Source organism: Deferrisoma palaeochoriense (genome assembly GCF_054656955.1).
Genome location: NZ_BAAHXI010000036.1, coordinates 16,506 through 42,376, shown reverse-complemented (window position 1 = coordinate 42,376; position 25,871 = coordinate 16,506). Strand labels below are relative to the sequence as shown.

Annotated in this window: 21 protein-coding genes; 1 reads left to right on the top strand and 20 read right to left on the bottom strand. The window is 68.4% G+C overall.

Annotated features, from left to right (window positions below):
• Positions 1–68: 68 nt before the first annotated feature.
• The 6 genes from ACYQ8L_RS11200 to ACYQ8L_RS11175 all read right to left on the bottom strand — a co-directional run bounded on the left by ACYQ8L_RS11200 (position 69) and on the right by ACYQ8L_RS11175 (position 6,972).
• Entirely contained in the window at positions 69–1,523 is a 1,455-nt protein-coding gene (locus ACYQ8L_RS11200; RefSeq protein WP_459941883.1) for a restriction endonuclease, read from the bottom strand.
• A 575-nt stretch (positions 1,524–2,098) separates the two neighbouring features.
• The gene (locus ACYQ8L_RS11195; RefSeq protein WP_459941882.1) at positions 2,099–2,515 is read right to left on the bottom strand and encodes a DNA polymerase III subunit chi; all 417 of its coding nucleotides are present in this window, start codon (positions 2,513–2,515) and stop codon (positions 2,099–2,101) included.
• A gap of 283 nt (positions 2,516–2,798) precedes the next feature.
• A complete protein-coding gene (locus tag ACYQ8L_RS11190) occupies positions 2,799–3,938 on the bottom strand; it encodes a radical SAM protein (RefSeq protein ID WP_459941881.1) in 1,140 nt (379 codons plus the stop codon).
• Positions 3,935–4,714 carry an acyl-CoA dehydratase activase gene (locus ACYQ8L_RS11185; protein WP_459941880.1) on the bottom strand — a complete coding sequence of 260 codons (780 nt, stop codon included), beginning with the start codon at positions 4,712–4,714 and terminating at the stop codon, positions 3,935–3,937. Before ACYQ8L_RS11185 ends, ACYQ8L_RS11190 begins: the two co-directional genes overlap by 4 nt.
• 4 nt (positions 4,715–4,718) lie before the next feature.
• Positions 4,719–5,960 carry a 2-hydroxyacyl-CoA dehydratase subunit D gene (locus tag ACYQ8L_RS11180; RefSeq protein WP_459941879.1) on the bottom strand — a complete coding sequence of 414 codons (1,242 nt, stop codon included), beginning with the start codon at positions 5,958–5,960 and terminating at the stop codon, positions 4,719–4,721.
• 70 nt (positions 5,961–6,030) lie between these two features.
• On the bottom strand, positions 6,031–6,972 hold the full coding sequence (locus ACYQ8L_RS11175) for an enoyl-CoA hydratase/isomerase family protein (RefSeq protein ID WP_459941878.1): 942 nt from the start codon (positions 6,970–6,972) through the stop codon (positions 6,031–6,033).
• Between the two features lie 148 nt (positions 6,973–7,120).
• Here ACYQ8L_RS11175 and ACYQ8L_RS11170 point away from each other — a divergent pair, with 148 nt between their 5' ends.
• Positions 7,121–7,681 (top strand): chalcone isomerase family protein, encoded by a 561-nt coding sequence (locus tag ACYQ8L_RS11170; RefSeq protein ID WP_459941877.1) that lies wholly within the window; start codon positions 7,121–7,123, stop codon positions 7,679–7,681.
• Positions 7,682–7,697: 16 nt separating this feature from the next.
• On the opposite strand, the gene ACYQ8L_RS11165 is transcribed toward ACYQ8L_RS11170, so the two are convergent.
• From ACYQ8L_RS11165 to ACYQ8L_RS11100, 14 genes are all read right to left on the bottom strand, one after another.
• Entirely contained in the window at positions 7,698–8,324 is a 627-nt protein-coding gene (locus ACYQ8L_RS11165) for a phosphoribosylanthranilate isomerase (RefSeq protein ID WP_459941876.1), read from the bottom strand.
• A 73-nt stretch (positions 8,325–8,397) separates the two neighbouring features.
• Positions 8,398–9,189 carry an indole-3-glycerol phosphate synthase TrpC gene (gene trpC, locus ACYQ8L_RS11160; protein ID WP_459941875.1) on the bottom strand — a complete coding sequence of 264 codons (792 nt, stop codon included), beginning with the start codon at positions 9,187–9,189 and terminating at the stop codon, positions 8,398–8,400.
• A complete protein-coding gene (trpD, locus tag ACYQ8L_RS11155) occupies positions 9,186–10,244 on the bottom strand; it encodes an anthranilate phosphoribosyltransferase (RefSeq protein WP_459941874.1) in 1,059 nt (352 codons plus the stop codon). The genes trpC and trpD overlap by 4 nt, the downstream gene beginning before the upstream one ends.
• Positions 10,245–10,614: 370 nt before the next feature.
• A complete protein-coding gene (locus ACYQ8L_RS11150) occupies positions 10,615–11,184 on the bottom strand; it encodes an anthranilate synthase component II (RefSeq protein WP_459941873.1) in 570 nt (189 codons plus the stop codon).
• A 308-nt stretch (positions 11,185–11,492) separates the two neighbouring features.
• Positions 11,493–12,968 (bottom strand): anthranilate synthase component I, encoded by a 1,476-nt coding sequence (gene trpE, locus ACYQ8L_RS11145; RefSeq protein ID WP_459941872.1) that lies wholly within the window; start codon positions 12,966–12,968, stop codon positions 11,493–11,495.
• Positions 12,969–13,635: 667 nt separating this feature from the next.
• Positions 13,636–15,090 (bottom strand): NADH-quinone oxidoreductase subunit N, encoded by a 1,455-nt coding sequence (locus tag ACYQ8L_RS11140; RefSeq protein ID WP_459941871.1) that lies wholly within the window; start codon positions 15,088–15,090, stop codon positions 13,636–13,638.
• A gap of 27 nt (positions 15,091–15,117) precedes the next feature.
• The gene (locus ACYQ8L_RS11135; RefSeq protein ID WP_459941870.1) at positions 15,118–16,692 is read right to left on the bottom strand and encodes an NADH-quinone oxidoreductase subunit M; all 1,575 of its coding nucleotides are present in this window, start codon (positions 16,690–16,692) and stop codon (positions 15,118–15,120) included.
• A gap of 22 nt (positions 16,693–16,714) precedes the next feature.
• Positions 16,715–18,715 (bottom strand): NADH-quinone oxidoreductase subunit L, encoded by a 2,001-nt coding sequence (gene nuoL, locus ACYQ8L_RS11130; protein ID WP_459941869.1) that lies wholly within the window; start codon positions 18,713–18,715, stop codon positions 16,715–16,717.
• A gap of 28 nt (positions 18,716–18,743) precedes the next feature.
• Positions 18,744–19,046 (bottom strand): NADH-quinone oxidoreductase subunit NuoK, encoded by a 303-nt coding sequence (gene nuoK / locus ACYQ8L_RS11125; RefSeq protein WP_459941868.1) that lies wholly within the window; start codon positions 19,044–19,046, stop codon positions 18,744–18,746.
• 45 nt (positions 19,047–19,091) lie between these two features.
• Positions 19,092–19,598, bottom strand: a complete 507-nt coding sequence (locus ACYQ8L_RS11120; RefSeq protein ID WP_459941867.1) for an NADH-quinone oxidoreductase subunit J family protein — start codon at positions 19,596–19,598, stop codon at positions 19,092–19,094.
• A gap of 15 nt (positions 19,599–19,613) precedes the next feature.
• Positions 19,614–20,015: an NADH-quinone oxidoreductase subunit NuoI gene (gene nuoI / locus ACYQ8L_RS11115; RefSeq protein ID WP_459941866.1), complete on the bottom strand. Its 402-nt coding sequence runs from the start codon at positions 20,013–20,015 to the stop codon at positions 19,614–19,616.
• A 25-nt stretch (positions 20,016–20,040) separates the two neighbouring features.
• Positions 20,041–21,042 (bottom strand): NADH-quinone oxidoreductase subunit NuoH, encoded by a 1,002-nt coding sequence (nuoH, locus tag ACYQ8L_RS11110; RefSeq protein WP_459941865.1) that lies wholly within the window; start codon positions 21,040–21,042, stop codon positions 20,041–20,043.
• Positions 21,043–21,097: 55 nt separating this feature from the next.
• Positions 21,098–23,770: a formate dehydrogenase subunit alpha gene (fdhF, locus tag ACYQ8L_RS11105; RefSeq protein WP_459941864.1), complete on the bottom strand. Its 2,673-nt coding sequence runs from the start codon at positions 23,768–23,770 to the stop codon at positions 21,098–21,100.
• Between the two features lie 111 nt (positions 23,771–23,881).
• Positions 23,882–25,855, bottom strand: coding sequence for an FAD-dependent oxidoreductase (locus ACYQ8L_RS11100; RefSeq protein ID WP_459941863.1), 1,974 nt, complete (start codon positions 25,853–25,855; stop codon positions 23,882–23,884).
• Positions 25,856–25,871: the final 16 nt, after the last annotated feature.

Sequence of the window (25,871 nt, the reverse complement as noted above, 5' to 3'; positions counted from 1 at the left end):
GTCAATTAGTCAGGGACGTCCTGGTTTCCACGGTCTCCACATACTTCATCCCTGGCGCCTGATGAACATTAGGGCTCACCCTCTGGGCCGGCTTCAATTTGGCCGAACTCGGCAAACGCATCCGGGTCCAACTCCAGCAACTCGACGAGCTTCTTGCGAACCCCGATGCCGTGTTCGATGAGCAGGTCCACCAGTTTGCCACCGTCGATGAGCGTAATCGGCGCGGCGCCGGGTTCGAACGCAGCCTCGCGGGTGCCCTTCGAGAACTTGGACGTCGCGATGATGGTTCCCCGCACCGCGCCAAAGCGGTGAAGCGATCCGCGCAGGGCGTCGAGGTCTTTGCGCTGGATAGTGCGCTTGTGACGCTTGGCCTGGACGACCTCGCGGACCGAGGTGATCCCCAACTCGATGTCGGCCACGACGTCGACACCGCCGTCGCCGGAGCGACTGGTGACCTGCACATTGTCGTAACCCATCTCCTCAAGCAGTCGCTTGACCAAGTACTCAAACGCGAACGGGTCAAGCTCAGCCAAGACCTCGGCGATGCTTTCGCGCACCGAGGAATCCTGTTCGCGGACGAGGGCGCGGATCTGCTGGTGTGCATCTCCTGTCGCGGCATCCTCGTCGCCGGTGCGACCAAGGTAAGCGAGCCCCGCATCGGAGATGTTGTACTTGGTGCCTGTTCGCTCGATCAGGCCACGAGCAAGCAGATTACCGAGCCGATAACGTAAGGTGCTTTTGATCGTGCTCTCGGCGCGGAACTTGGAACGCCGGGAGAGGTAGTCGGCCCAATCGGAGACGAGTTCGCCGAAAGAAGCCGAGCCGTGATCGGCAACGATCGCGAGGAGTTTGAGGAGACCCTCGCCTTCGTCGATAGCCGCCTCGACCTCTCCGCCGGGCGAGCGCACGAAATCGGCTCCTCGTTCGGTGAGATGGAGGACGCCCGCGGCGTCCTCTTCGATCAACTTGTAACGTTTGGCCAGAAGCCAGTGCCCGTAGACGTGTCGCGGGTTGACTCGTCCCTTCGTACCTCGCCAAATCGCTTCTGCGAGCTCCCGATCTGTGCCCGTGAGCCGCTCGGGGATCCATGTATCCGGCGAGGTCCAGTCTACCGGGTCCTGTGGCGTGCCGCGCAGGGCTGCGATGGTCGATCGGAGGCCGGTGACCTCGGCGCTAGGCCTTCCGTTCCAGATCGGGAGGACCGCTCGCAGTTCGTCGTACCGGGGAAAGAGAGGGATCCGCACGCGGCGTTCGGCATCGTCTCGTTCACTACCATCGGGTGACTGCGGTGCGCCCGTGTCGCGCAGGCCAAATACACCGGGCTTCACTCGGACGAAAGGGCTCGCGCTCCCGTTGCGTTTGATGTCCACCGCGAGCACCGCGTTGAGGGAGGCCGCCGGCGTCTTCGACTGTGACTGGCTCAATCCGCCCTGGAGAATCCGCTTGGTAATCTCCTGGTAGTGCAGGGGTTCTCCCGCTTCGGCGAGAACCTTGCGGGCCGCGTCCTTGAGCGAGAGGCTCATCGCCCAGCTCCTTCCTCTTCTGCTTGAATGCTCGTGCAAGTCGTCGGGCGCTCCCGCGCCGTTAGCGATCCGGCAGGCGTTGACCTCGAAAAGCCGGAGCTTCCAGGACCCTCCAATGTGGTGGGCAAGCAGAGCTGTATTCCCGATCCCGCTGCAGACCAGGAACTTTTCGACCACGAACGACTTCGCGACTCCTTTAACGGAAACCCAGGGATCGGGCATTGAGCTCAGGGCCTCTTTGTGAGTTGTGAGCACAAGGCGGGCGCATTTGCGGGCTGGGCCGGACCGGGCCCAGGTTGGCGCGCTCGCGGAACTCTGGGGGCCCTGCTATCCCACTGTGGATCCCTGGGATGATGTTTCGGTCATTTGCTGGAGTACATCCCAGCTTTGGGTATGAAACACAACGGCCGCAAGCGCCTCGCCGGGCGTTGCGGCCGTGGGTGGTCTTCGGGATGGGGTGTCGGGACATCGCCTCCCCCGGTCGATTTCCCTGCTGTAGCGGGCTCCTGTTGTATACGGGTGCGCGCTCGTCTGTGTCAAGGTGGGAGGGGGAGTCGGTCGAGCGCGGTCTGGCATCAGCCTTTGTGGAACCGGACGTCGAAGCCGGCGGCGCGGAAGGCCTTGAAGCGGGCCCGGGCCGGGCCGACCCGGTCGGGGAGGTCCACGGGGGCGAAGTCCACGACCTGGTCGAAGCCCTGGAGGTCGGCGGGGGAGGCGTCGCGGGCGAGCACGAGGCAGGTGGCGGCGTTGGGGTTTCCGGGCTTCCAGCCCACGGCCACGGGTTCCTCGACCCGCTCCTCCCCCTGCCACAGGGCGTGGGGCACGAACGAGTCCTCCCGGAACTCCCACAGGAGGTCGTCGAGGTGCCGGGCGTCGGCCTGGGATTCGGCCCACACGTACACCCGCAGGCCCGCCTCGTAGGCCCGCTCCACCGTGTCGCACAGGGCCAGATCCCACCGGGGGCCCTTCACTTCGAAGAAGTCGATGCGCATGGCTCGCTTCGCGGCTGGAAGGCTGGAAAGCTAGAAGGCTAGAAAGCTGGCCCCCCCTCACCCCGGCCCTCTCCCCCGTGTCGGGGGCCAGAGTTCGGAATTCAGAGGACAGGACCCGATCGGTACGCCGACGGCCCCCGGATCGGGATCGGATGGGCCCCCGCCTTTCCGGGTCTGGCGTGCGGAACGAGGGGGTTGGGAAGGGCGGGCTCAGCCGTTGGGACAAAGGAGGGTCGGCCTCCTAGCCTCCCAGCCTCCTAGCTTTCTAGCTTCCCCGCCTTTCTCACACAAACCTGAGCATCATGTCCCGGCAGGCCTCTTCGATCCGGTCGGGGCCGTAGGAGCGCACCACTTCGGCCAGGATCGCCTCGGCCCGGGCGCGCACCTCGGGAATCTCGAGGTCGGCGAGCCCGTTCACGAGCCCGGCACGGCGGGCCACCTGGTAGAGCCGCTGCTCCCCCGGGTCGAGGTTGAGGAACGCGTCGCACCGGGCCAGCAGGGCCTCCTTCTCCTCGGGGAGTTGGCCCTCCAGGTCGCCCAGGAGGTTCATGATGTGGTCGCTCACGAGCCGGCTGTGGATGCCGTCGAGCGCCTCGATGAACCGCCGGATCTCGGCCACGATCTCGGCGTCGGTCTGGCGGGTGAGCCGGGCCTCGGGCCCGTGGAACTCCTGCCAGAGGTCGATCTTGGGGCCCAGGGTCAGGGTGCGCAGCCGGATGAAATCGGGGTCGATGGCGTTCAGGACCCGGGCCGAGTCGAGGGCGTGGCCCTCGCTCATCTCGCGGCCGCCGAGCCCGGGGATGATGTACTCGCTGAGCTCGAGCCCCGCCTCCTTCACCTTGCGGCCGGCCTTGATGTGGATCTCGCTCGTCGCGCCCTTCTTGATGAGTTCCAGGAGCGGGTCGTGGCCGGTCTCCATGCCGATGTGGATCCGGGTGAGCCCGAGTTCGCCGTAGGAGCGCAGCACCCCCACCGGCAGCCGGGCCACGGTGCGCGACCGGGCATAGGTGGTGATCCGCTCGACCTCGGGGAACTTCTCCCGGAACCGGCCGAGCACCCGCCGGAGGTTCTCGGGCTTCATGACCAGGGAGTCGGCGTCCTGCAGGAACGCCGTGCGGCCGCCGTGGGCCAGCGCGTTCGCCACCATCCACTCGGCCTCGGTGGTCACGAGCCCGCGGGCCACCAGGGCCCGGGGGCCGTCGGAGCCCATCTCGGCCCGGAGCCGATCGCGGATGCGGGCCATCTCGTCGATCTGGGCCTCGATCTCCTCCACCGGCCGCAGGCCGAACTTGTGGCGCTTGTAGGTGCGGCAGAACCGGCACCGGTTCCAGGGGCAGTTGCGGGTGAGGCGCAGCAGATAGCTGCCCGCCTCGCTCGGGGGCCGGATCGGCCCGATCTCGAAGGGAACCGCGTCTTGGCTCATGGGTCCGCGCCCAACTCCTCGCGGGCCACCAGGGCCGCGCCGAAGGCGCCCAGGAACTGGGGATCGGGGGGCACCTCGACCCGGGCCCCGGTGCGCTCGGCCATGAGTTTCGCCACGATCGGAAACGCCGCCACCACCCCCCCGCTCATCACGATGAACTCCCCCAGGGGCCCCATCTCCACCACCCGGGCGATCACCGAGTTGAAGATACCCCGGCAGAGGTTCTCGGGCTCCTCGCCCTCGCGGATCAGCTTGATCACCTCGGTGGCCGAGAACACGGTGCAAAACGAGGCCAGGGTAATGTCGCGGGTGGCCCCCTCGGCCAGGGCCTCGATCCGCTCCAGGGGGATGTCGAGCCGGTGGGCGATCTCCTCCACGAACGCCCCCGTGCCGGCCGCGCACTTCCGGTTCATGAGGAAGTTGGCCACCGTGCCGTCGCGGCGCACATGGATGATCTTGTTGTCCTGCCCCCCGATGTCCACCACGTCCATCTCCCGGGGGAAGAAGTGGTACGCGCCCTTGGCGTGGCACGAGATCTCGGTACGCCGGGCGTCGGCAAAGGGCACGTTGCGCCGGCCGTAGCCCGTGGCCACGGTGCAGGCCACCCCCGGCACCCCGGCCTTGGCCAAGACCTCGTCCCGGAGCGCCGCGGCCGCCTCCTCGAACCGGATGCCGGTGCGCCGCAGGGCCCGGGCCGCCACCCGGCCCTCGGGGTCCAGGAGCACCGCCTTGGACCAGGACGACCCCAGGTCGAGCCCCAGCACGTGGGCGGCCATGGGCCTAGCCTCCCACGGCCCGGGCGGGCCCGAGCTGCTCGATGAACGCCTCGATGTTCGTTTTGGCCTGCTCCTCCGAGAAGCACCGGAGGTCGTTCAGGTCGCCGTAGATGATGATGAACGGCACCCCGGTCTTCTCCTTGAGCCGCTGGGGCAGCCCGTAGCGGGTGTTGGAGTTGTGGGGGCAGGTCTTGGCGTCGTGGTACACCACGCCGTCCACCTGGAACTCCCGGAGCAGCCGGGCCATGATCTCCTCCTTGGCCGCGTCGGAGCGCACGATGAAAAGCTCCAGATAGGCCCGGGCCATGCTCTCAAAGGGCTCGTCCGGGTCGAAGGCGTCGAACACCCAGGAGTTACAGTAGGTGCTCACGACCACGGCGGTCCGGAGCTCCTGGAAGAAGAGCGCGAGGTCCCGGAGCTTGCCCCACACGGGCATGCCCTCCCAGTAAAGCCGGTACCGCTCGCCCTCCACCGCGGCCACGCCCTGGGCCACCCGCTCCTTGAGCTCCGCGAGGAGCTCCTCGTAGAACGCCACGGCCTCGGGGGTGCCCCGGAGCACCACGGCCGGCCCCATCAGGATGCAGGCATCGAAGAAGGTGAGCGGGCTCGGCCGGTGGCTCGCCTGCCACAGGCACTCCTTCCACAGCCGGGAGGTCTGGGCCGAGAGCCGCATGACCTCCCGGAACCGGTCCAGGTCGAACCGCCGGCCCGACACCTCCTCCAGGGTGGGGATGAGGGCCTTGTACTGGGCCACCATGGCGCCTACGTGGGCCCCGGTCACCTCGGTGATGCCCGTGGGCGAGTTCACCCCGATCACCGGCACCCCGAAGTGGCGGCCGTAGAACGAGAACCAGTCCTGCACGTCGCGGCACTGGTTCGTGTTGTACACGAGCACGTCGGGCCGGGGCACCCCCTCGAGCCCGTAGGCCCTCTGGAGCGGGGTTTCGCCGGCCAGGAAGGCCCCGATGTCGGAGGTGAGGTAGCTGCAGATGTCGGGGCTGTAGCCCACCGCGTTGGCGAGCGGGATGTACTTTTCGGCCGACCGGGTGGCCCCCAGCATGGCCCCGTGGTTCTCAGGGTAGTACACGTGGAACCCGAAGCTGTGCAGCAGCTCGGCCGGCCCCACGCTGGTGCACCAGGCCACCTTTTCGTTGGGGTCCTTGGCCGCCGCGTCCACGTCGCGGAAGTGGCCGGCCATGAGTTCCTTCATGCGCTTCTGGGCGCGAAACGGCTTGATCTCGGGCATGGTTGTCTCGGCTCGAAAGCTGGGAAGCTAGAAAGCTAGGAAACTGGAAAGCCGTGCGTCGACGGCCCCTCTATTCGCCCGTGAACGCGGGGCGGGACTTCTCGATGACGCTCTTGAGGCCTACCAGGGCGTCTTTGGTGGCGAAGATCGCCGGGAGCTCCGAAAGCTCGAGCTCCAGGGCCTCGTCCAGGTCCTTGCCCAGCCCCTCGTCGATGATCCGGTTCGCCACCTTGACGGCGAGCGGCGCCTTTCGCGACACGGCCTTCACGGCGGCGACCACCCGCTCGTCGGCGTTGGGGGCCTTGCCGGCCAGGACCTCGGCGATGTGGGCGTCGGAGAACGCCTCGACCACGGGCTCCCACCCGGCCGGCACCTGCTTGGGGGCGTACTTGTCCCGGATCTCGCCCTTTTCCACCAGGTCGCGGATGAAGGCATCGGCCTCGGCCGCCGGGGCGAAGTACCCGGCCAGCCCGATCTCATGGGCCGTCTTGCCGTCGAGGAACTGCCCGGTGAGCACCAGGTACTTCCCGAGCTCCTTCCCCACGATCCGGGGCGTGCGCTGGGTGCCCCCGAGGCCCGGAAAGATGCCGATCCCGGTCTCGGGCAAGCCGAAGGTGGCCCGGTCGGTGGCCACGATGGCGGCGCAGGCGATGGCCAACTCGGTGCCGCCCCCCAGGGCCAGGCCGTCCACCTTGGCGATGACCGGCTTGGGGCTCTTCTCGATCTTTCGCAGCACCTTCTGGCCCTTGCGGGCGAAGGCCGCGATGTCGTCGATCCGGCCGGCCTCGATGTTGTCGATGAAGAACTTGATGTCCGCGCCGGCCACGAAGGCCTTGTCGCCCGCCCCCTGGATCACCAGGGCCTTCACGTCGGGCCGGGTCACGGCCTGGTCGAACGCCGCCTCCAGCTCGGCCACCACCGCGCCGTTCAAGGCGTTCAGGGCCTTGGGCCGGTTGATCGTGAGCGTGGCGATGCCGTCCGAAACCTCCACGAGCACCAGGTTCTCCGCCATGGCCGATCCTCCCATCTCCCGCTTGCTGGTTGAAAAGAAACCGCGATCTGGTGAACACTCACCGAGCGGCCCGCCGGAAGCACGCGCCGGCCGGGCCAGCGGGTCCTACATTACAAGATGCGTGCCTTCCGGTGAAAGGAGGATTCCCATGCGCCGTGCCCTCGCCCTTGTCCTGTGCCTCGCCCTCCTCGCGCCCGCCGCGTTCGCCGCCGAGCTTGCGGGCGTGTCGCTGCCCGACACGGTGACCGTGGAGGGCCAGACCCTGAACCTTCAAGGCCTGGGGCTCCGGAAGAAGTTCTTCTTCAAGGTGTACGTGGGGGCCCTCTATCTCGCCACCCCGACCTCCGACGGCAACCAGGCGGCCCGGGCCGACGAACCCAAGCGGATCACCATGCACTTCCTGCGCGACGTGGGAGCCGACAAGCTCAAGGAGGCGTTCGAGGACGGCTTCTTCAAGGCGGCCCAGGAGCGGCTCGACGCCCTGCGGCCCCGGATCGACCGGTTCCTCTCCCTGTTCCCCGAGGAGGTGGAGGAGGGGCAGGCCGTCTCCCTGACCTACCTGCCCGGGAAGGGCACCCAGGTGGAGATCGGCGGGGAGATCAAGGGCACGATCGAGGGCCGGGACTTCATGGAGGCCCTGTGGCTCATCTGGCTCGGCGACGCCCCGGCCGACGCCGACCTCAAGAAGGGGATGCTGGGGATCAAGTAGCGGGGCGGCTTGGCGGCTAGGCGGCCGGTCGCTCCCCGTCGGCCCGGCGGACGGCCTCCAGGAACGCCCGGAGCTTTGCCGGGTCCTTGATGCCCGGCCGGGCCTCGGTGCCCGAGGCCCCGTCCACCGCCCAGGGGTGCACGGCCCGGATCGCCTCGGCCACGTTTTCGGGGGTGAGCCCCCCGGCGAGCACGATCCTCCCGAAGCGCTTGGCCTCCCGGGCCAGGCCCCAGTCGATGGTGCGGCCGGTGCCGCCCCCGGGCGCGTCCAGGAGGAAGGCCCGGCATCCGGGGTACCGGGCCAGGGTCTCCAGGGACTCCGGCCCGGTCACGCCCACGGCCTTGAGCACCGGCACCCCGAGCCCCGCCACATAGTCGGCGTCCTCCGTGCCGTGGAGCTGGGCCAGGTGGAACCCGCACGCGCGGACGATCCCTCGGACCTCGTCGGCCGGCTGGTTCCGGAACACCCCCACCGCCGTGACGAACGGCGGGAGCTCCTCCACCACCCGGGCCACCACCTCGGGATCGGCCGGCCGCTTGGTGCCCGGCGCGAACACGAACCCCAGGGCGTCGGCCCCGAGGTCGGCCGCCAGGAGCGCGTCGTCGCGGCGGGTGAGCCCGCAGACCTTGACCCGGGTTCTCATGGCCCGCGCCCCAGGCTCGCCCGCCCTCCCGCCGGGGGATTGGGCCGGGCCCCGATGGGATCCGACGTCGGCCTCATGCCCCGCGCTCCACGAGGCGCCGCAGGGCCTCGCCCGGGTCGGGGGCCGTGACCAGGGCCTCCCCGATCAGGAAGGCCCGCACCCCCAGGGCCTCCAGGTCGTCCAGGTCCGCGGCCGACCGGAGACCGCTCTCGCTCACCACGACCCGGTCGTCCGGGATCCGGGGCAGGAGCCGCCGGGTCACGTCGAGGGAGACCTCGAACGTGGCGAGGTTGCGGTTGTTGATGCCCAGAAACCGCGCCCCGCTCACGAGGGCCAGGTCGAGCTCCCCCTCGTCGTGCACCTCCACCAGGGGCTCCACGCCCACGATCCGGCACAGGTCCACGAACTCCCCGAGCCGCGGGCCCAGGACGGCCGCGATCAGGAGCACGAGGTCGGCCCCCCAGGCCCGGGCCTCCCAGACCTGGTAGGGGTCCACCACGAAGTCCTTCCGGAGCACGGGGATGTCCACGGCCTCGCGCACCGCCCGGAGGTCCTCGAGGCTCCCCCCGAAAAAGTCGGGCTCCGTGAGGACCGAGATCGCGAACGCGCCGGCCTCGGCGTAGGCCCGGCCCAGGGCCGCCGGGTCCAGGTCGGGCCGCAGGTCCCCCTTGGAGGGGCTCCGGCGCTTCACCTCGGCGATCACCGCCCGACGGCCCGCGGGCCAGGCCGCCAGCCGATCCCGCGGGGCCTCCCCCCGCCGGCCCCGGCCGCACCGGTCCCATAGGAACTCCAGGGGCACCTTCTCCTGGGCCTCGGCCACCCGGCGGCGCCGGACGGTCACGATGCGGTCGAGGATCGTGGTCATCGGTTCGTGATCTCCACGAGCTGCTCCAGCTTCTGGAGGGCGCGGCCCGAGTCGATGGCGTCCTGGGCCATGCGGATGCCCCACATGAGGTCCTTGGTGGCGCCGGCCACGAGCAGCGCTGCGCCGGCGTTCAGAACCACCACGTCGCGGCGGGGCCCCTTTTCACCCTCCAGGATCCCCCGCACGATCCGGGCGTTCTCCTGGGCGTTGCCGCCGTGGATCGACTCGGGCGGGGCCGAGGAGAGCCCGAACTCCTCGGGGGTGATCTCGAACTCCTCCACCTGGCCGTTTCGCAGCTCGGCCACGTGGGTGGGCCCCGTGATGGTGATCTCGTCGAGCCCGTCGGAGCCGTGCACCACGAAGGCCCGCTCGCTCCCGAGCCGCTGGAGCACCCGGGCGAGCTTGCCCGTGAGATCCTTGCGGTACACCCCCAACACCTGGCGGCTCGCGCCGGCCGGGTTCGTCAGGGGCCCGAGCACGTTGAAGATCGTCCGGATCCCCATCTCGCGGCGCACCGGGGCCACGTGGCGCATGGCCGAGTGCAGGAGCGGCGCGTACAGGAACCCGATCCCGATCTCCCGGATGCAGGTCTCCACCACCTCGGGGGTCACGTCGAGATTCACCCCCAGGGCCTCGAGCACGTCGGCGCTGCCGCACCGGCTCGACACGGCGCGGTTGCCGTGCTTGGCCACCCGCACCCCGGCCGCGGCCACCACCAGGGCCGTGGTGGTGGAGATGTTGAAGGTGTTCGTGTCGTCGCCCCCGGTGCCGCAGGTGTCGAGGATCGACTCGTACTCCACGTTGATCTCGTCGCGGTCGAGGGTGAGCACCTCCTTGCGGGGCTCCACCCGGATCGGGGTGGCGTGCTCCCGCATCACCCGGGCCGCCCCCGTGATCTCCTCGATGGTCTCGCCCTTGATCCGCAGGGCCGTCAGGAACGCGGCCATCTGGGCGTGGGTGGCCTCGCCGCCCATGATCGCCTCCATGGCCTCGATCATCTCCCCCTCGGTGAGATCCTGGCCCTCGACCACCTTGTGAATCAGTTCCTTCAGCATGGGGCGCTCCTTTGTCGGCTGGAAGGCTGGAAGGCTGGGAGGCTGGAACGCTGGGAAGCTCGAACGTCGCCCCCCCGGGGACCGGGCATTCGAGAGTTCCTCCGTTTTCCAAGTGACCTCCGCTAGGCGGCTGGGCTGCTCGGCAGCTTGGCGGCTAAGAGCATTCGGGATTCCGGCGTCATCGCGCCCGCGAACCTGTGGGAGCGGCTTCCGAGCCGCGACGCCCTTTCTTTCGGGCCTTGCGGCCCGGATCGCGCCTTGGAAGGCGCTCCCACACCGAACCCCTGACTCGCACGTTACGGTCCTGCGTAGCGGGGGCCCCAAAGGCGCCCTGGGGAGTTTCCAACTGACACCGACCCGTCACCCAGACTCAACGGATCTCCAGAAAGTTCTTAAGGATGTTCATGCCCTCTTTCGTGAGGATCGACTCGGGGTGGTACTGCATGCCGTAGAGCCGGGCCTCGTCGTCGGCGATGCCCATGATCTCGTCGTCCTCCACGGTCCAGGCGGTGATCCGAAACCGCGCCGGCAGGCTCTCCCGACGGATCACCAGGCTGTGGTACCGGGTGGCCTCGAAGGGGTTGGGGATGCCCCGGTAGATCCCGGTGCCGTCGTGGTGGACCATCGAGGTCTTACCGTGCATGAGCCGCTTGGCCCGCACGATCTCGGCCCCGTAGGCGTAGCCCATGGACTGGTGGCCCAGACACACCCCCAGGACCGGCACCCGGCCCGCGAACCGCCGGATCACCTCCACGCTCACCCCGGCGCCCGTGGGATCGCCAGGCCCGGGGGAGATCACGATCCGGCCCGGCCGGAGGCGCTCCACCTCCTCGGCGGTGATCCGGTCGTTCCGGAACACCCGGACCTCCTCCCCCAGGATCCCGAAGTACTGGACCAGGTTGTAGGTGAACGAGTCGTAGTTGTCGATCATGAGGAGCATGGGGGAACTCCATCGGGTAAGCTGGAAGGCTAGAACGCTAGGAAGCTGGGAAGCCAAACCCCCTCCCGCCTCCGTGCTCTCCGTGTCCTCCGTGGTGGTTCACTTCGGTCGTCGGTCAGCGGTCGGTGGGCTAGGCGGCTTGGCGGCTTGGCGGCTAGGCAGCCAAACTCCCCCAACCCCTCCGTGTCCTCCGTGGTGATCAAAACTTCGGTCTTCGGTCTTCGGTCCGCGGTCCTTGGGCTTGGCGGCTTGGCGGCTGGGCGGCCCCCCCTCAACCCCTCCGTGTCCTCCGCGGTTCCATCCCCGCCTCACCCCGGCTCCAGGCCGCGGGCCGCCAACTCCAGGGCCCGGCGCAGGGCGGCGGACTTGTGGAGCGTCTCTTGGTACTCGAATCCCGGGTCCGAGTCGGCCACCACCCCCGCGCCGGCCTGGGCCACCACCCGGCCCCGACAAAACACCAGGGTGCGGATCGCGATGCAGGTGTCCATGTTGCCGTCGAACCCCAGGTACCCCACGGCGCCGGCGTACACCCCGCGCTCCCGGGGCTCCAGCTCGGCGATGAGCTCCATGGCCCGCACCTTGGGCGCCCCCGACACCGTGCCCGCCGGAAAGGTTGCCCCAAGCACGTCAAGCGCGTCCACCTCGGGCCGGAGTTCGGCCGACACGGTGGAGACGATGTGCATCACGTGGGAGTACCGCTCCACCACGAACGACTCCTCCAGGCGCACCCCGCCCGGGGTGGCCACCCTGCCGAGATCGTTGCGGCCCAGGTCCACCAGCATGAGGTGCTCGGCCCGCTCCTTCTCGTCGGCGAGGAGCTCCTCCTCCAAGGCCCGGTCCTCCTCGGGGGTGGCGCCCCGGTGGCGGGTGCCCGCGATGGGCCGGAGGAGGGCCCGGCACCCCTCCTTTCGCACCATGACCTCGGGGCTCGCGCCCACCAGGGTTTCCTCCCCCAGGGCCAGGTGGAAGAGATACGGGCTCGGGTTGAGCGCCCGCAGGGCCCGGTACGCCGTGAACGGCGAAAGATCGGTGCGGCCCTCGAAGGGCTGGGACAGAACCACCTGGATCGCCTCTCCGGCGTGGATCGCCTCCCGGACCCGGACGACCATGTCCTCGAACCGTTCCCGGGGGATCACCGGCCGCAGCTCCGGCACGGGCATCGGCTCCGGATACACCGCCGCCTCGTGCAAGGGGCTTCGGAGCCGGCCCAGCACCGCCTCGACCCGCTCGACGGCGCCCCGGTAGGTCTCCCCGGCCCCCGGCCGCACCAGAACGATCACGTCCAGGGTCTTTCGCACGTTGTCGAACGCCAACAAGGTGCGCGGGGCGAAGAGCCGGATGTCCGGAAGCTCCAGGGGGTCGGGGTGGCACGGGGGGATTCGCTCGAAGAGCCGCGCCGCCCCGTAGCCCACATACCCCACGAGCCCGCCGCTGAACCGGGGCAGCCCCTCCACCCGGGGCATCCGGTGCTCGGCCAGCACCCCGCGCAGGAGATCCAGGGTCGGGCCCTCCCGGCCCCCCTTGAGGCCGTTCCAGGTGCGGCCCACGTTCCCCCGGGCCTCGAACCACAGAAACGGGTCGAGCCCCACCAGGGAGTACCGGCCCCACCGGCTCCCCCCCTCCACGCTCTCCAGCAGAAACGACCACCGGCCCCCGGCCACCTTGAGGTAGGTGCTCACCGGGGTCTCGGTGTCGGCCGGGAGCCGCGCGGCCACCGGCACCACCGGAAACTCCCGGGCGTGGGACTCGAAGGATCGTTCGTCCATCAGGATGTTGTAGGGCATGGCGGGACTCCCTGCTATCGGCCATCGGCTGGGCGGCTCGGCGGCCAAACTCCGCCCTCCGTGTCCTCCGTGCTCTCCGTGGTCATCACAACTTCGGTCGACGGTCGATGGGCTGGGCAGCCCGGCGGCTTGGCGGCTTGGCGGCCAAACTCCCTCAACCCCTCCGTGTCCTCCGTGTTCTCCGTGGTCATCAAGACTTCGGTCTACGGTCTTCGGTCCGCGGTCGGCGGGCCGGGCAGCGGGGCGGCTTGGCAGCCGGGCGCCCAAACTCCCTCAACCGCTCCGTGTTCTCCGTGCCCTCCGTGGTCATCAAAACTTCGGTCTACGGTCGATGGGCTGGGCAGCCTGGCGGCTGGGCGGCTGGGCGGCCAACCCCCTAACGCCTTCGTGTCCTCCGCGGTGTCCATACCACCCCGGTGGGCTCTGGCCCCAATGCAACGAGGGCCGCGGTGTCCCGCGGCCCTCGTTTGCTCCAAACGAAAGCGCCGCGGGCAGCTTCGGGGCTGCCCGCGGCGCGCTGTGTCCCTCGCGTTCGGGAAACGGCGGCGGTCAGCCCCTCTCCTCGGGCCACCACCACCAGCAGGAACGAATCTGGGTTCGTCGTACCGTCATCGCCGTCTCCCTGTGCGGCCTCTACCCTACCAACTCCAGGGCGCCCTGGCAAGCACTACGCCAGGAACCGGATCGCCTGCTCGGCCAGGTCCACCAGCCCGCCCGGCACCACGCCGAAGTAGAGCACGCCCAAGCCGGCCAGGATCGTGGCCACGGCCATCGAGGGCCCGGCCCGGAGCCCCTCCACCACCGGGGTGTCGGGCTCGGGCTTGAAGTACATGGTCACGATCACCCGCAGGTAGTAGTACACGCTCGCGGCCGAGTTCAGCACGCCGAAGATGGTGAGCCAGTAGTAGCCCTGGTGCACGGCCGCCTTGAAGATCAGGAACTTCCCGATGAACCCGGCCGTGGGCGGGATGCCGGCCATCGAGAACATGAACAGGCTGAGGGCGAGCCCCAGGGCCGGGAACTTGAACCCCAGGCCCGAGAGGGCCGTGAACTCCGTGTTCTCCTGGCCCTTGCGGCCCACCATGATGAGGCACGCGAACGCCCCGATGTTCATGAAGGCGTAGGCCAGCAGGTAGTACAGGATCGCGGCCCCGGCCTCGGGGGTGCCGGCCACCACGCCCACCAGGATGTATCCAGCGTGGGCGATGGAGGAGTAGGCGAGCATCCGCTTCACGTCGGTCTGGGCGATGGCTGCCAGGTTCCCCACGGTCATGGTGAGGAACGCGAGCACCCACAGGACCCCGCTCCACTCCAGGTGCAGGGTCTGGAACGCCACGAAGAACACCCGCACCACCGCGGCGAAGGCCGCGGCCTTAACCCCCGTGGCCATGAACGCGGTCACCGAGGTGGGGGCGCCCTGGTAGGCGTCGGGGGTCCACATGTGGAACGGCACGGCCGCCACCTTGAAGGCGAACCCCACGGTCACCAGCCCCACCCCGGCCAGGGCCATGGGCGAGCCCAGGAGCGCCCGGTTCGCCGAGAAGGCCTCGAGGATGCCCCGGATTTCGGTGGTGCCGCAGGAGCCGTAGAGGAGAACGATGCCGTAGAGCAGGAACCCGCTCGAGAACGCCCCCAGGAGAAAGTATTTGAAGCTCGCCTCCGTGGACCGCTCGTCCCGGAAGAACCCGGCCAGGGCGTAGATCGCGATGCTCATGGTCTCGAGCGCGAGAAAGAGCGACATCAGGTGGGTGGCCCCGGCCATCAGCATCATGCCCACGAGCGCCAGGAGTACCAGGGCGTAGTACTCGGCGTGGTCCCGCCCCTCGTCCCGGAGGTACCCGTCGCTCACCAGCAGCGTCAGGGCCCCCACGGCGTAGAGGATGAAGTACACGAACGCGGCGAACCCGTCGCCCGCGAACATGCCCGAGAACCCGGTTTGCGGCGGGCCGAAGAGCCCCGGCGTGGTGAACGCGGCCACCACGATCGCCGCGATCCCCAGGTACGGCAGGAACCCCTTGCGCCGCCCGGGGCTCACCGCCTCGGCCAGGAGAACGAGCAGGGCCGCCGCCGTGAGCACCAGGTGCGGCGTCAGCAGTCGCATGTCGGCCATGGAGAACGTCATCGCGTCACCTCGTCTCGGTCAGGGCGGTTAGTCCGCGAACGGGCCGGGGAGCACCCGCTTCAGGCCGTCTTCCAGCAGGGCCAGGGCGCTGGGGGCCTCCAGCGACCGGCAGGCTTCCTTCTTCGCCTCAAACTTCTGGAGCCAGAGCTCCAGGGTGGCGTCGGTCTTCCGGAGGAACGTGCCCGGGTAGATGCCCATCCAGAAGGCCATCACCACCATGGGGATCAGGTACCCCCACTCCAGGCCGGTGAGGTCCGGGAGGTTCTGGTTCTCTTCCTTGTCCAGGGGCCCGAAGAACACGCGCTTCACCATCCACAGCATGTACCCGGCGGCCAGGATCACCCCGGTGGCCGCGAACACGGCCGCGGGCTTCGACGTCAGGAACGCCCCGAGCATGATCAGGAACTCGCCCACGAACCCGTTGAGGCCCGGAAGCCCGATGGAGCTCATGGTGATGATCAGGAACACCGTGGCGTAGTTGGGCATGGACTTGGCGAGCCCCCCGAAGTCGGCGATGGCCCGGGTGTGGCGCCGCTCGTAGATCACCCCCACCAGAAGGAACAGGGCGCCGGTGGAGATGCCGTGGTTGAGGCTCTGGTAGAGCCCGCCCTGGACCCCCTGCATGTTCAGGGCGAAGAGCCCCAGCATCACGAACCCCAGGTGGCTCACTGAGGAGTAGGCCACGAGCTTCTTCACGTCGTCCTGCACCATGGCCACCAGCGCCCCGTAGATGATGCCGATCACGGCCAGGCCCATCATGAACGGGGCCCAGGCCTCCACGGCGTTGGGAAACAGCGGCATGGCGAACCGCAGGAACCCGTAGGTCCCCATCTTCAGGAGCACCCCGGCCAGGATCACGGAGCCGGCCGTGGGGGCCTGGGTGTGGGCGTCGGGGAGCCAGGTGTGCAGGGGCCACATGGGCACCTTGATGGCGAACGCGAGGCAGAAGGCCGCGAACATCCAGAACTGGATGTTGGGCGCGAGGTCGAGTTCGTAGAGCTTCAGCAGATCGAAGGTGGGGGCGTTGCCGGCCCGGATGTTCAGGTAGTACAGGGCCAAGATCGCCACCAGCATGAGGAGCGACCCCACCATGGTGTAGATGAAGAACTTGATCGCCGCGTAAATCCGGTCGGTGCCGCCCCAGACCCCGATCAGGAAGTACATGGGGATCAGCATGGCCTCCCAGAAGATGTAGAACAGCACGAGATCCAGGGCGATCAGGGCGCCGAGCATGCCGGTCTCGAGAACCAGGAAGAAGAACATGTACTCCTTGACCTGTTTCTCGATGGTCCAGCTCGAGAGCACGCAGATCACGCTGAGGAACGTCGTCAGGAGCACGAGCCACAGGCTGATCCCGTCGATCCCCACGTAGTAGGAGATCCCCAGCGACTCGACCCAGGTGGCCCGCTCCACGAACTGCATGCCGCCCTGGGCGGGATCGAACCGAACCCACAGGGCCAGGCTGATCACGAACGTGACCAGGGTCACGGCCAGGGTCCAGCCCCGGATCGCGCCCTCGCTCCGGCGGGGCATGAGAAGGAGCACCAGCGCCCCCAGCAGGGGGAGGAACGTGATCGTGCTCAGGTACGGAAAGTGGCTCATCCCAACCTCTCCTCCACCCCTCTTAGAACGAGGCCACCACGGCGTAGTAGCCCACCAGGATCACGGCCCCCAGCAGGATCGAGAGCGCATAGGCCTGCACCTGCCCGGTCTGGAACCGCCGCAGACCCGAGCCCACCGCGCGCACCAGGAACCCGACGCCGTTCACGATGCCGTCGATCACCACCACGTCGAAGAAGGCGTAGCAGAACGTGGCCAGGGCCAGGGTGCCCTCCACGAACACCGCCTGGTAGATCTCGTCCACGAAGTACTTGTTGTAGAGGAGCTCGTAGAGCCCCCGGAACTTCTCGGCCACCTTGGCCGGGATGTCGGGCTTGGCGATGTAGCAGATGTACGCCACCAGGATCCCCAGGAGCGCGTAGGCCACACTCAAGAACATCAGGGCGTACTCGGCCGGGTCGTGGTGGCCGGCGGCCTCGGCGGCGTGGCCCGCGGCCTCGGACGCCCAGGCCGTGGTTACCAGGCCCAGCCCGCCCGCGGCGTGCTTCACCCCTTCGGCCGCCTCGTGGGCCCCGCCCATCACCGGGGCTAACCAGTGGTGGAAGTGGTTCGCGCCCCCCAGGGCCGCCGGGATGCCGACCCAGCCGCCCACGATCGAGAGCACGGCCAGGATCCACAGGGGCACGGTCATGGTGGCGGGGGACTCGTGCACGTGGACCTCGTGGGGGTCGAACCGCTCCTTTCCGAAAAAGGTCATAAACACCAGCCGGAACATGTAGAAGGCGGTGATGCCGGCCGCCACGAACCCCAGGAACCACTGGAACTTGAACCCGTTGGCCCAGGCGTTCCAGAGGATCTCGTCCTTGGAGAAGAACCCGGCCAGGGGCGGCAGGCCCGCGATTGCGATGGTGGCGATCAGGAACGTCCAGTAGGTGTGGGGCATGTGCTTTCGCAGGCCGCCCATCTTGCGCATGTCCTGCTCCTCGTGCATGCCGTGGATCACCGAACCGGACCCGAGGAACAGGCAGGCCTTGAAGAAGGCGTGGGTCATGAGGTGGAAGATGCCCGCGGCGTAGGCGCCCACGCCCATGGCGGTGAACATGTACCCGAGTTGGCTCACCGTGGAGTAGGCGAGCACCTTCTTAATGTCGAACTGGGTGATGGCGATGGTGCCGGCAAAGAGCGCCGTCAGGGCCCCGATGGTGGCCACCACGGTCATGGAGGTGGGGGCCATGGAGTAGAGCACGTTGCACCGGCCGATCATGTACACCCCGGCGGTCACCATGGTGGCGGCGTGGATCAGCGCCGACACCGGGGTCGGGCCGGCCATGGCATCGGGGAGCCAGACGTAGAGCGGGATCTGGGCGCTCTTCCCGGTGGCCCCCACGAACAGGAGGAGCGTGATCGCGGTCACGATGGCCCCGCCGGCCACGAGCACGTGGGGCGCCTGCTCCATCACGGCCCGGAAGTCCAGGGTGCCGAACTTCCAGAAGATCAGGAACATCCCGAGCAGGAACCCGAAGTCCCCGATCCGGTTCACGATGAACGCCTTCATACCGGCCGCGGCCTTGGCCGCGTCCTCGAACCAGAACCCGATCAGCAGGTACGAGCACAGCCCCACGCCCTCCCAGCCCACGAACAGCACGAGGAAGCTGTTGCCGAGGACCAGGGTGAGCATGGCGAAGCAAAAGAGGTTCAGGTAGGTGAAGTAGCGGCTGAACCCGGGGTCGTGGGCCATGTACCCCACGGAGTACACGTGGATCAGGAACCCGACCCCGGTCACCACCAGGATCATGACGCAGCTCAAGGGATCGAGCAGGTAGCCCAGGGTCACCTTCGTGGATCCGCTCGCGATCCACTCGAAGATCACCTGCTCGAACACCCGCTCGGCGGGCGGCAGGGCCTTCAGGCTGAAGAACGCGCCCACCGACACGAGGAACGAAAGGAACACGCTCCCGCAGGCCACCGTGGCCACGAGCCCCTTCGGAAGCTTGCGCCCGAAGAGCCCGTTCACCAGGGCGCCCACCATGGGGAAGAACGGGATGAGCCAGATCAGGTCGAGCATGGGACGCCTCCCTCAGGCGAGCCGGTGTTTAGCCCTTGAGCAGGCTGATCTCGTCGGCGTGCACGGACCGGCGGGCCCGGTACAGGGCCACCACGATCGCGAGCCCCACGGCCGCCTCGGCGGCCGCCACCGTCATGACGAAAAAGACGTACAGGAGCCCCTCGACGCTGTTGAGGTGGTCGGCCACGGCCACGAACGCGAGGTTCACGGCGTTGAGCATGAGCTCCACGCACATGAGGAGCACGATGAGGTTGCGCCGCACCATCACGCCCACCACCCCGAGGCCGAACAGCACGGCCGAAAGCCCCATGGAATACTCGAACGGAATCATCGCCTCGTCCTCCACGCCGCGCCGGGGGCGAGCCCCGGTCCGGAACTAGAGCTTCTTCTTTGCCAGCGCCACCGCCCCCACGAGCCCCACCAGGAGGAGCACGGAGGCGATCTCAAAGGGCAGGAGATAGCTGGTGAAGAGCTTTTCCGACAGGAACTGCACGCTCCCCACCCGGGCCAGGACCTCCTCGGTCATGTCGCCGGGCTTGCCCATGAGGCCCGCCCCCGCCGGCACCAGGAGCACCACCACCATGAGCCCGGCGAGCACCATGCCGATCACCCTTCCGAACCCGAGCCGCTCCTGCTCGGCCTCCTCCTGCCGGATGTCCAGGAGCATGATCACGAACACGATCAGGGTCATGATCGCCCCGGCGTACACCATGAGCTGGATCGCGAAGATGAACTCCGCGTGGTGGAGCAGGTAGATCACGGCCAGGCTCACCATGGTGCCCACCAGGCTCAGGGCGCTGTGGATCGGGTTCCGGGCCAGGATCACCCCGATCCCACCCAGCACCGCGAAGGCGGCGAACACGAAGAACATCGCTAGCGCCATGGGGTCGCCCTCCGTCTAGTTGCGGGCCAGAACGTCCCGGGTCATGTGGAACTCCTCCCGGGTGTAGCCGCAGAACTCGTAGTTGCGGGTCAGTTCGATGGCGTCCTTGGGGCACGCCTCCTGGCAGTACCCGCAGAAGATGCACCGGGTGACCTCGATCACGAACCGGTTCGGAAACCGCCGGCCGTCGGGGGTCTCCTTGGCCTCCACGGTGATCACCTTGGCCGGGCATACGGCCTCGCACAGGCCGCAGGCCACGCACTTCAGCCGTCCGTCCTCGGTCTTGAGCCGGTGCAGGCCCCGCCAGCGCTCGGAGGGTTCCCGTTTCTGCTCCGGGTACTGGTAGGTGATCGGCTTCGAGAAAAACCGCTTCAGGGTGAACGCGAGCCCCTTCAGAAGGGGGGTGATGACGGCCATGGGCTCTTCTCCTTGGCTGCCGGGCTTAGGCCATCGCCGTGACCACCACGCCGGTCACGAAGATGTTGGCGAGCGCCAGGGGCATGAGCCACTTCCACCCCAGACGCATGATCTGGTCGTAGCGGAGACGGGGGAACGTGCCCCGCTCCCAGATGAAGAAGAACACCAGCACGAACACCTTGGCCACGAACACCGGGAACTTGAGAAGCCCCGGGGTGGCGATGCCGAAGGGCAGGTTCCACCCGCCCAGGAACAGGCAGGTGATGATCATGGCCAGAGAGATCATGTGGGCGTACTCGGCCATGAAGAACATGGCGAACTTCATGCTCGAGTACTCGATGTTGAACCCGCAGGCGAGCTCGGCCTCGGCCTCGGGCATGTCGAACGGGGTCCGGTTGATCTCGGCCAGGCCGCAGATGAGGAACAGGAAGAACGCCAGGGGCTGCTTGAAGCAGTTCCACCACACCTGCTGGGTGTTCACGATCTCCACGAGCGAGAGGCTCCCGCTCACCATGATCACGCTGATCAGGGTGAGCCCGAGGGCGAGCTCGTAGCTGATCATCTGGGCCGCGGTCCGAAGGGACCCCAGGAGGCCGTACCGGTTGTTCGAGGCCCAGCCCCCGAGCATGACCCCGTACTCCCCGAGCCCCGCGAGGCCCAGGATGTACAGCAGCGCCACGTTCACGTCGGTGATGCGAAGGGCGATCTCCCGGCCGAAGAGGTGGATCGAGTCGCCGAACGGGATCACCGCCACGATCAGGAGCGCGGGCACGATGGACAGGACCGGCGCCAGCACGTACACGAGTTTGTCGGCGTTGGCCGGCACGATGTCCTCTTTGAAGAACCCCTTGATCCCGTCGGCGATGGGCTGCAGCAGCCCGAAGGGGCCCACCCGGTTCGGGCCGTGGCGCACCTGGATCCGGCCCAGGACCCGTCGCTCGAGCCAGGTGGTGTAGGCCACCGTCAGCATGAGCACCCCGAACACCACGAGCACCTTCACGATGCTTTCGATCAGGAAATCCACCATGATCGTCTCCCCGCGCAACGCGCAGGCCCCGGATGGACCCGCCGTTTTCAGCGAACTAGGCCTTCTCCACCCGTACCGCGGTCACCTTGTATTCCGGGATCTTGGCCACCGGGCAGGTGGCCGGGTTGGTGAGCACGTTCACCGGCGATTCGCTGTAGTGGAAGCTCATGAAGACCGTGCCGGGGGCCGGCCGGTCCACCACCTTGACCTTGGTGGTGATCTCGCCCCGCCGGCTCGCCACCCGCACCGTGTCGCCCGTCCGGATGCCGAGGCGCTCGGCGTCGACCGGGTGCATCTCGAGGAATCCCTCGGGGAAGCAGTCGTTGATGCGGGCGCACCGGCGGGTCATGGTGCCCGAGTGGTAGTGGGGGTGCTCCCGGCCCGTGGTGAGCAGCAAGGGGTACTCCTCATCCGGCTCCTCGGCGGGCCCCCTGTACTCCACGGCCTGGAACAGGCCCTTCCCCCGGGCGAACCCGCCCACGTGGAGGATCGGGGTTCCCGGGTGGTCCTTCGAGGGGCAGGGCCAGGGGATGCCTTCCTTCTCGATCCGGTCGTAGTCGATGCCGGCGTAGCTCGGGGTGAGCGACGCGATCTCGTCGAAGATCTCCCGGGGATGGGCGTAGCTCATGGGGTAGCCCATCCGGGTCGAGAGCTCCTGGAGGATCTGCCAGTCGGGCTTCGACTCGCCCCGGGGCGCCAGCGCGGCGCGCACCCGCTGGACCTTGCGCTCGGTGTTCGTGAAGGTGCCGTCCTTCTCGGCGAACGAGCAGGCGGGCAGCACCACGTCGGCCTTGGCCGCCGTCTCGGTGAGGAAGATGTCCTGGACAACCAGGAAGTCGAGGCTGTCGAGGGCCTTTTCGATGTGGTTGAGGTCCGGGTCGGTGATCATGGGGTTCTCGCCCATGATGTAGAGGGCCCGGATCTTCCCCTCCAGAGCCGCGTGGGTCATCTCGGTGAGCGTGAGCCCCGGCTCCCGGGGGACCTTGCGGCCCCAGGCCTCGTCGAACTTGGCCATGGCCTCGTCGTCGGAGACCTTCTGGTACCCGGTGACCACGTTGGGGAGCCCGCCCATGTCGCTGGCGCCCTGCACGTTGTTCTGGCCCCGCAGGGGGTTCACCCCGCCGCCCTCGACGCCCACGTTCCCGGTCATCATGGCCAGGTTCGCGAGGCACTTCACGGCGTCGGTGCCCTGGGTGTGCTGGGTGACGCCCATGGCGTAGAGGATGGCGGCGGGCTTGGCGCCGGCGTAGATCCGGGCCGCCTTGCGGATCAACTCCGCGTCGATCCCGGTGATCTCCTGGACCTTCTCGGGGCTGTAGCCCTCGAGGCTCGCCGCGAACTCCTCGAACCCCTCGCACCGCTCGGCGATGTAGTCCGGATCGTGGAGGTTCTCCTTGAGGATCACGTGCATCATGCCCAGGAGGACCGGGATGTTGTGGCCCGGCTTCACCTGGATGAACACGTTGGCGTACTCGGCGAGCTCGATCCGCCGGGGGTCGATCACCACGAGCTTGGCGCCCCGCCGAGTGATTGCCCGCTTGACCCGGTCGCCGATGATCGGGTGGTTCTCGGTGGTGTTGGAGCCGATGACCAGGAACGCTTCCGACTTGTCGAAGCAGGCGATGGAGTTGGTCATCGCGCCGGAACCGAAGCTGGTGGCCAGACCGGCCACGGTGGCGCTGTGTCAGAGCCGTGCGCAGTGGTCGACGTTGTTGGTGCCGACCACCGCGCGCATGAACTTCTGGAAGAGGTAGTTTTCCTCGTTGGTGCACCGGGCGCTCGCGAGCCCGCCGATGGCGTTGGCGCCGTGCTCGTCCTTTATGGCCTGGAGCCGCTGGGCCACCAGGCCCAGGGCCTCGTCCCAGGTGGACTCCACGAGCTCCCCGTTCTTGCGGACCAGGGGTTTTTCAAGCCGGTCGGGGTGGTTCACGAACTCCCACCCGAACCGGCCCTTCACGCACAGGCTCCCGTAGTTGGGGGCCTTGTCGAAGTCGGTGGTGGTGACCCGGAGGATCTGGCCGTTCAGGGTGTTGAGCTCGAGCTGGCAGCCCACCCCGCAGTACCCGCAGGTGGTGGTCGTGCGCTCGGCCTGCCAGATCCGGGCCTTGGTGGGATGGACGTTGTCGGTCAGCGCCCCCACCGGGCACACGCTCAGGCACTCCCCGCAGGAGATGCACTCCACGCCCGGCACGGGCCCGATGTACGAGTGGAACCCGTTGTCCACGATCTGGATGCACCCGACCCCCTTCACCTCCTTGCAGGCCCGCACGCACCGGCCGCACAGCACGCACCGGTCCGGCCACTGCCGGATGAAGGGGGAGACGTACCGGGGCACGTCCCGCTCGAAGGGCTCGGTGCGGTAACTCTCGGCGGTGACCCCGAACTCGTACACCAGGTCCTGGAGATCGCACTCGCCGCCCTTGTCGCACACCGGGCAGTCCAGGGGGTGGCGCACCAGGAGGAGCCGCAGCACGTCGCGCCGCATCTCCCGGAGCTCCTCGGAGTCGGTGGTCACCACCATGCCGTCGCCGGCCGGGGTGTCGCAGGCGGTCACGGGCTTCGAGCAGCCCTCCACCTCCACCACGCACATCCGGCACGACCCGATGGGGGAGAGCTTCTTGAGGTAGCACAGGGTGGGGATCCGGATCCCCGCCTGCTGGGCCGCCTCGAGGATCGTGGCCCCTTTGGGCACCTCGACCCGGACACCGTCGATCGTCACGTTGACCATGCGCTTCCCCTCGTTGTTTCGGCTAAGAGGCTAGGAGGCTCGGAAGCTAGAAGGCTGGAAGGCTCGGCACCCCCGGAGGTCCGGCGCCCCAAAAGGGATCCCTCGCCCTCCCTACGAACCCGGGGCCTCCGGCTCGGGGGCCACCATCAGCAGCCGGTAGCACCTGAGGCACCGGCTCGCGTCGGCGATGGCCTCCTCGTGGGTGAACCCGATCTCGGCCTCCCGGAAGTCCCGGATCCGCTCCTCCACGGGCACGTGGTGGATGTGGGCCGGCTCGGTGGTGGCCGGCACGCCCACGTCCTCGGCCGCGTCGTAGGGCTTGAGCTGGGCCACGTACTCGTTCATGACCCACTCCTCCAGGGCCTCGGTGCGGCCCTCCCGGAGGAACCGGTCGATCTGGAACGCGGCCTCCTTGCCGCCGGCCAGCCCCGCGATCAGGGTCAGGGGACCGGTCACGCAGTCGCCGGCCGAGAACACCCCCACCCCGTCCACGACCGCGGCAAGCTTGTTCAGGCCCTCCACCTGGATCTGCTTCCAGCGGTCCGCCTTCACCGGGCCGTCCTCGGGCAGGAAGCCCAGATCGATGGCCTGGCCGATGGCCGGGATCACGGCGTCGGTCTCGAGCACGAACTCGCTGCCCTCGACCGGCACCGGGCGCCGCCGGCCCGAAGCGTCGGGCTCGCCGAGCGCCATTTTCTGGAGCTCCACGCCCTTGACCTTGCCGTCCTCGTCCAGGACGAGCCGGGTGGGGTTGGTGAGGAACAGGAACTCGATGCCCTCGGCCTTGGCGTCGGCGATCTCCACCTTGTCGGCCGGCATCTCGGCCTCGGTGCGGCGGTAGACGAGCGTCACCTTCTCGTAGCCCAGCCGAAGCGCCGTGCGCACGCAGTCGATGGCCACGTTGCCGCCGCCCACGACCACCAGGCGCTTGCCCACGAACACGGGCTTGCCGAGGGCCACATCGCGCAGAAAATCGGCCCCCCGCATGAACCCTTCCTTGGCCTCCTTCTCGCCCGGCACCCCGAGCCCCGTGCCGAGCCGCGCCCCCACAGCGAGGAACACGGCCTTGAACTCGCCCTTCACGAGGTCGTCCCAGGTGACGTCCCGGCCGATCTCGGTGTTGTACTTGATGGTGACCCCCATGCCGGCGATGAGGTCCACTTCCCGGCGCAGGATCGGGCGGGGCAGGCGGTAGTCGGGGATGCCCACGGCGGCCATGCCCCCCGGCTCGGGCAGGGCCTCGAACACCGTCACGTCGTACCCAAGTTGCGCCAGGTAGTAGGCGCAGGACAGCCCCGCCGGCCCGGCGCCCACGATCGCCACCTTCTCCTTGTCGATCACGGGCTTGGGGAGCCGGGGGGGGCGGTTCCGGTCGAGCTCGTAGTCGGCCACGAACCGCTTGAGGTACTTGATCTGGATGGGGCCGTCCACGTTCTGGCGCCGGCAGTTGAACTCGCAGGGACGCACGCACACCCGGCCGACGGTGCCGGGCAGGCAGTTGTCCTGCCGGATCACCTCGAGGCTGTCCTCGAACCGGCCCTTCTTGATGAGCTCGACGTAGGTGGGGATGTCGAGGTGGGCCGGGCAGGCGCTCTTGCACGGGGCCGTCAGCTTGAACCGGTACTCGCCCCGGGGGATCGGGGCCTTCGCCTTCACGGCCTCGTCGAGCTCGGCGCGGAAATGGGTGACGAAGTCGGTGAACGCCTTGCCGCAGGAGCGACCCAGGTCGCACATGGCCTGGTCGCGGAGCCGCCCGGCCAGCCGCTCCACGGCGGCCACGTCGGCGGCCTCCCCCCGGCCCTCGCACACCCGGGCCAGGGCGTCGAGGATCACCTTGCTCCCCACCCGGCAAGGCACGCACTGGCCGCAGGAGTAGCGCACCAGCCCCTCGGCGTAGGCCCGGGCCATGTCGACGGGGTTGGCCCGGCCGTCCCAGAGCGCGATGCCGTCCCACCCCATGAGGCCCAGGAGCGGGGTGCCGGAGGGAAGCGACCGGGGCACCGGCAGGTCGTCGGCCCCCTGGGCCGTTCCCTGGCGGCTGTCGAGGACCTGACCGCCCCAACTGGAGAAAATCCGATCAGCCATGAACCCCTCTCCTCGC

Excerpts from the sequence above, each read along its gene's own strand:
- trpE (WP_459941872.1), bottom strand. The coding sequence starts at position 12,968 with ATGCCCTACAACATCCTGATGGACGAACGATCCTTCGAGTCCCACGCC.
- nuoI (WP_459941866.1), bottom strand. The coding sequence starts at position 20,015 with ATGGCCGTCATCACCCCCCTTCTGAAGGGGCTCGCGTTCACCCTGAAG.
- ACYQ8L_RS11170 (WP_459941877.1), top strand. The coding sequence starts at position 7,121 with ATGCGCCGTGCCCTCGCCCTTGTCCTGTGCCTCGCCCTCCTCGCGCCC.
- nuoL (WP_459941869.1), bottom strand. The coding sequence starts at position 18,715 with ATGCTCGACCTGATCTGGCTCATCCCGTTCTTCCCCATGGTGGGCGCC.
- trpD (WP_459941874.1), bottom strand. The coding sequence starts at position 10,244 with ATGCTGAAGGAACTGATTCACAAGGTGGTCGAGGGCCAGGATCTCACC.
- ACYQ8L_RS11175 (WP_459941878.1), bottom strand. The coding sequence starts at position 6,972 with ATGGCGGAGAACCTGGTGCTCGTGGAGGTTTCGGACGGCATCGCCACG.
- ACYQ8L_RS11200 (WP_459941883.1), bottom strand. The coding sequence starts at position 1,523 with ATGAGCCTCTCGCTCAAGGACGCGGCCCGCAAGGTTCTCGCCGAAGCG.
- nuoK (WP_459941868.1), bottom strand. The coding sequence starts at position 19,046 with ATGATTCCGTTCGAGTATTCCATGGGGCTTTCGGCCGTGCTGTTCGGC.
- ACYQ8L_RS11185 (WP_459941880.1), bottom strand. The coding sequence starts at position 4,714 with ATGGCCGCCCACGTGCTGGGGCTCGACCTGGGGTCGTCCTGGTCCAAG.
- ACYQ8L_RS11100 (WP_459941863.1), bottom strand. The coding sequence starts at position 25,855 with ATGGCTGATCGGATTTTCTCCAGTTGGGGCGGTCAGGTCCTCGACAGC.
- ACYQ8L_RS11140 (WP_459941871.1), bottom strand. The coding sequence starts at position 15,090 with ATGACGTTCTCCATGGCCGACATGCGACTGCTGACGCCGCACCTGGTG.
- ACYQ8L_RS11180 (WP_459941879.1), bottom strand. The coding sequence starts at position 5,960 with ATGCCCGAGATCAAGCCGTTTCGCGCCCAGAAGCGCATGAAGGAACTC.
- ACYQ8L_RS11150 (WP_459941873.1), bottom strand. The coding sequence starts at position 11,184 with ATGCTCCTCATGATCGACAACTACGACTCGTTCACCTACAACCTGGTC.
- ACYQ8L_RS11195 (WP_459941882.1), bottom strand. The coding sequence starts at position 2,515 with ATGCGCATCGACTTCTTCGAAGTGAAGGGCCCCCGGTGGGATCTGGCC.
- nuoH (WP_459941865.1), bottom strand. The coding sequence starts at position 21,042 with ATGGTGGATTTCCTGATCGAAAGCATCGTGAAGGTGCTCGTGGTGTTC.
- ACYQ8L_RS11120 (WP_459941867.1), bottom strand. The coding sequence starts at position 19,598 with ATGGCGCTAGCGATGTTCTTCGTGTTCGCCGCCTTCGCGGTGCTGGGT.
- trpC (WP_459941875.1), bottom strand. The coding sequence starts at position 9,189 with ATGACCACGATCCTCGACCGCATCGTGACCGTCCGGCGCCGCCGGGTG.
- ACYQ8L_RS11135 (WP_459941870.1), bottom strand. The coding sequence starts at position 16,692 with ATGAGCCACTTTCCGTACCTGAGCACGATCACGTTCCTCCCCCTGCTG.
- ACYQ8L_RS11190 (WP_459941881.1), bottom strand. The coding sequence starts at position 3,938 with ATGAGCCAAGACGCGGTTCCCTTCGAGATCGGGCCGATCCGGCCCCCG.
- ACYQ8L_RS11165 (WP_459941876.1), bottom strand. The coding sequence starts at position 8,324 with ATGAGAACCCGGGTCAAGGTCTGCGGGCTCACCCGCCGCGACGACGCG.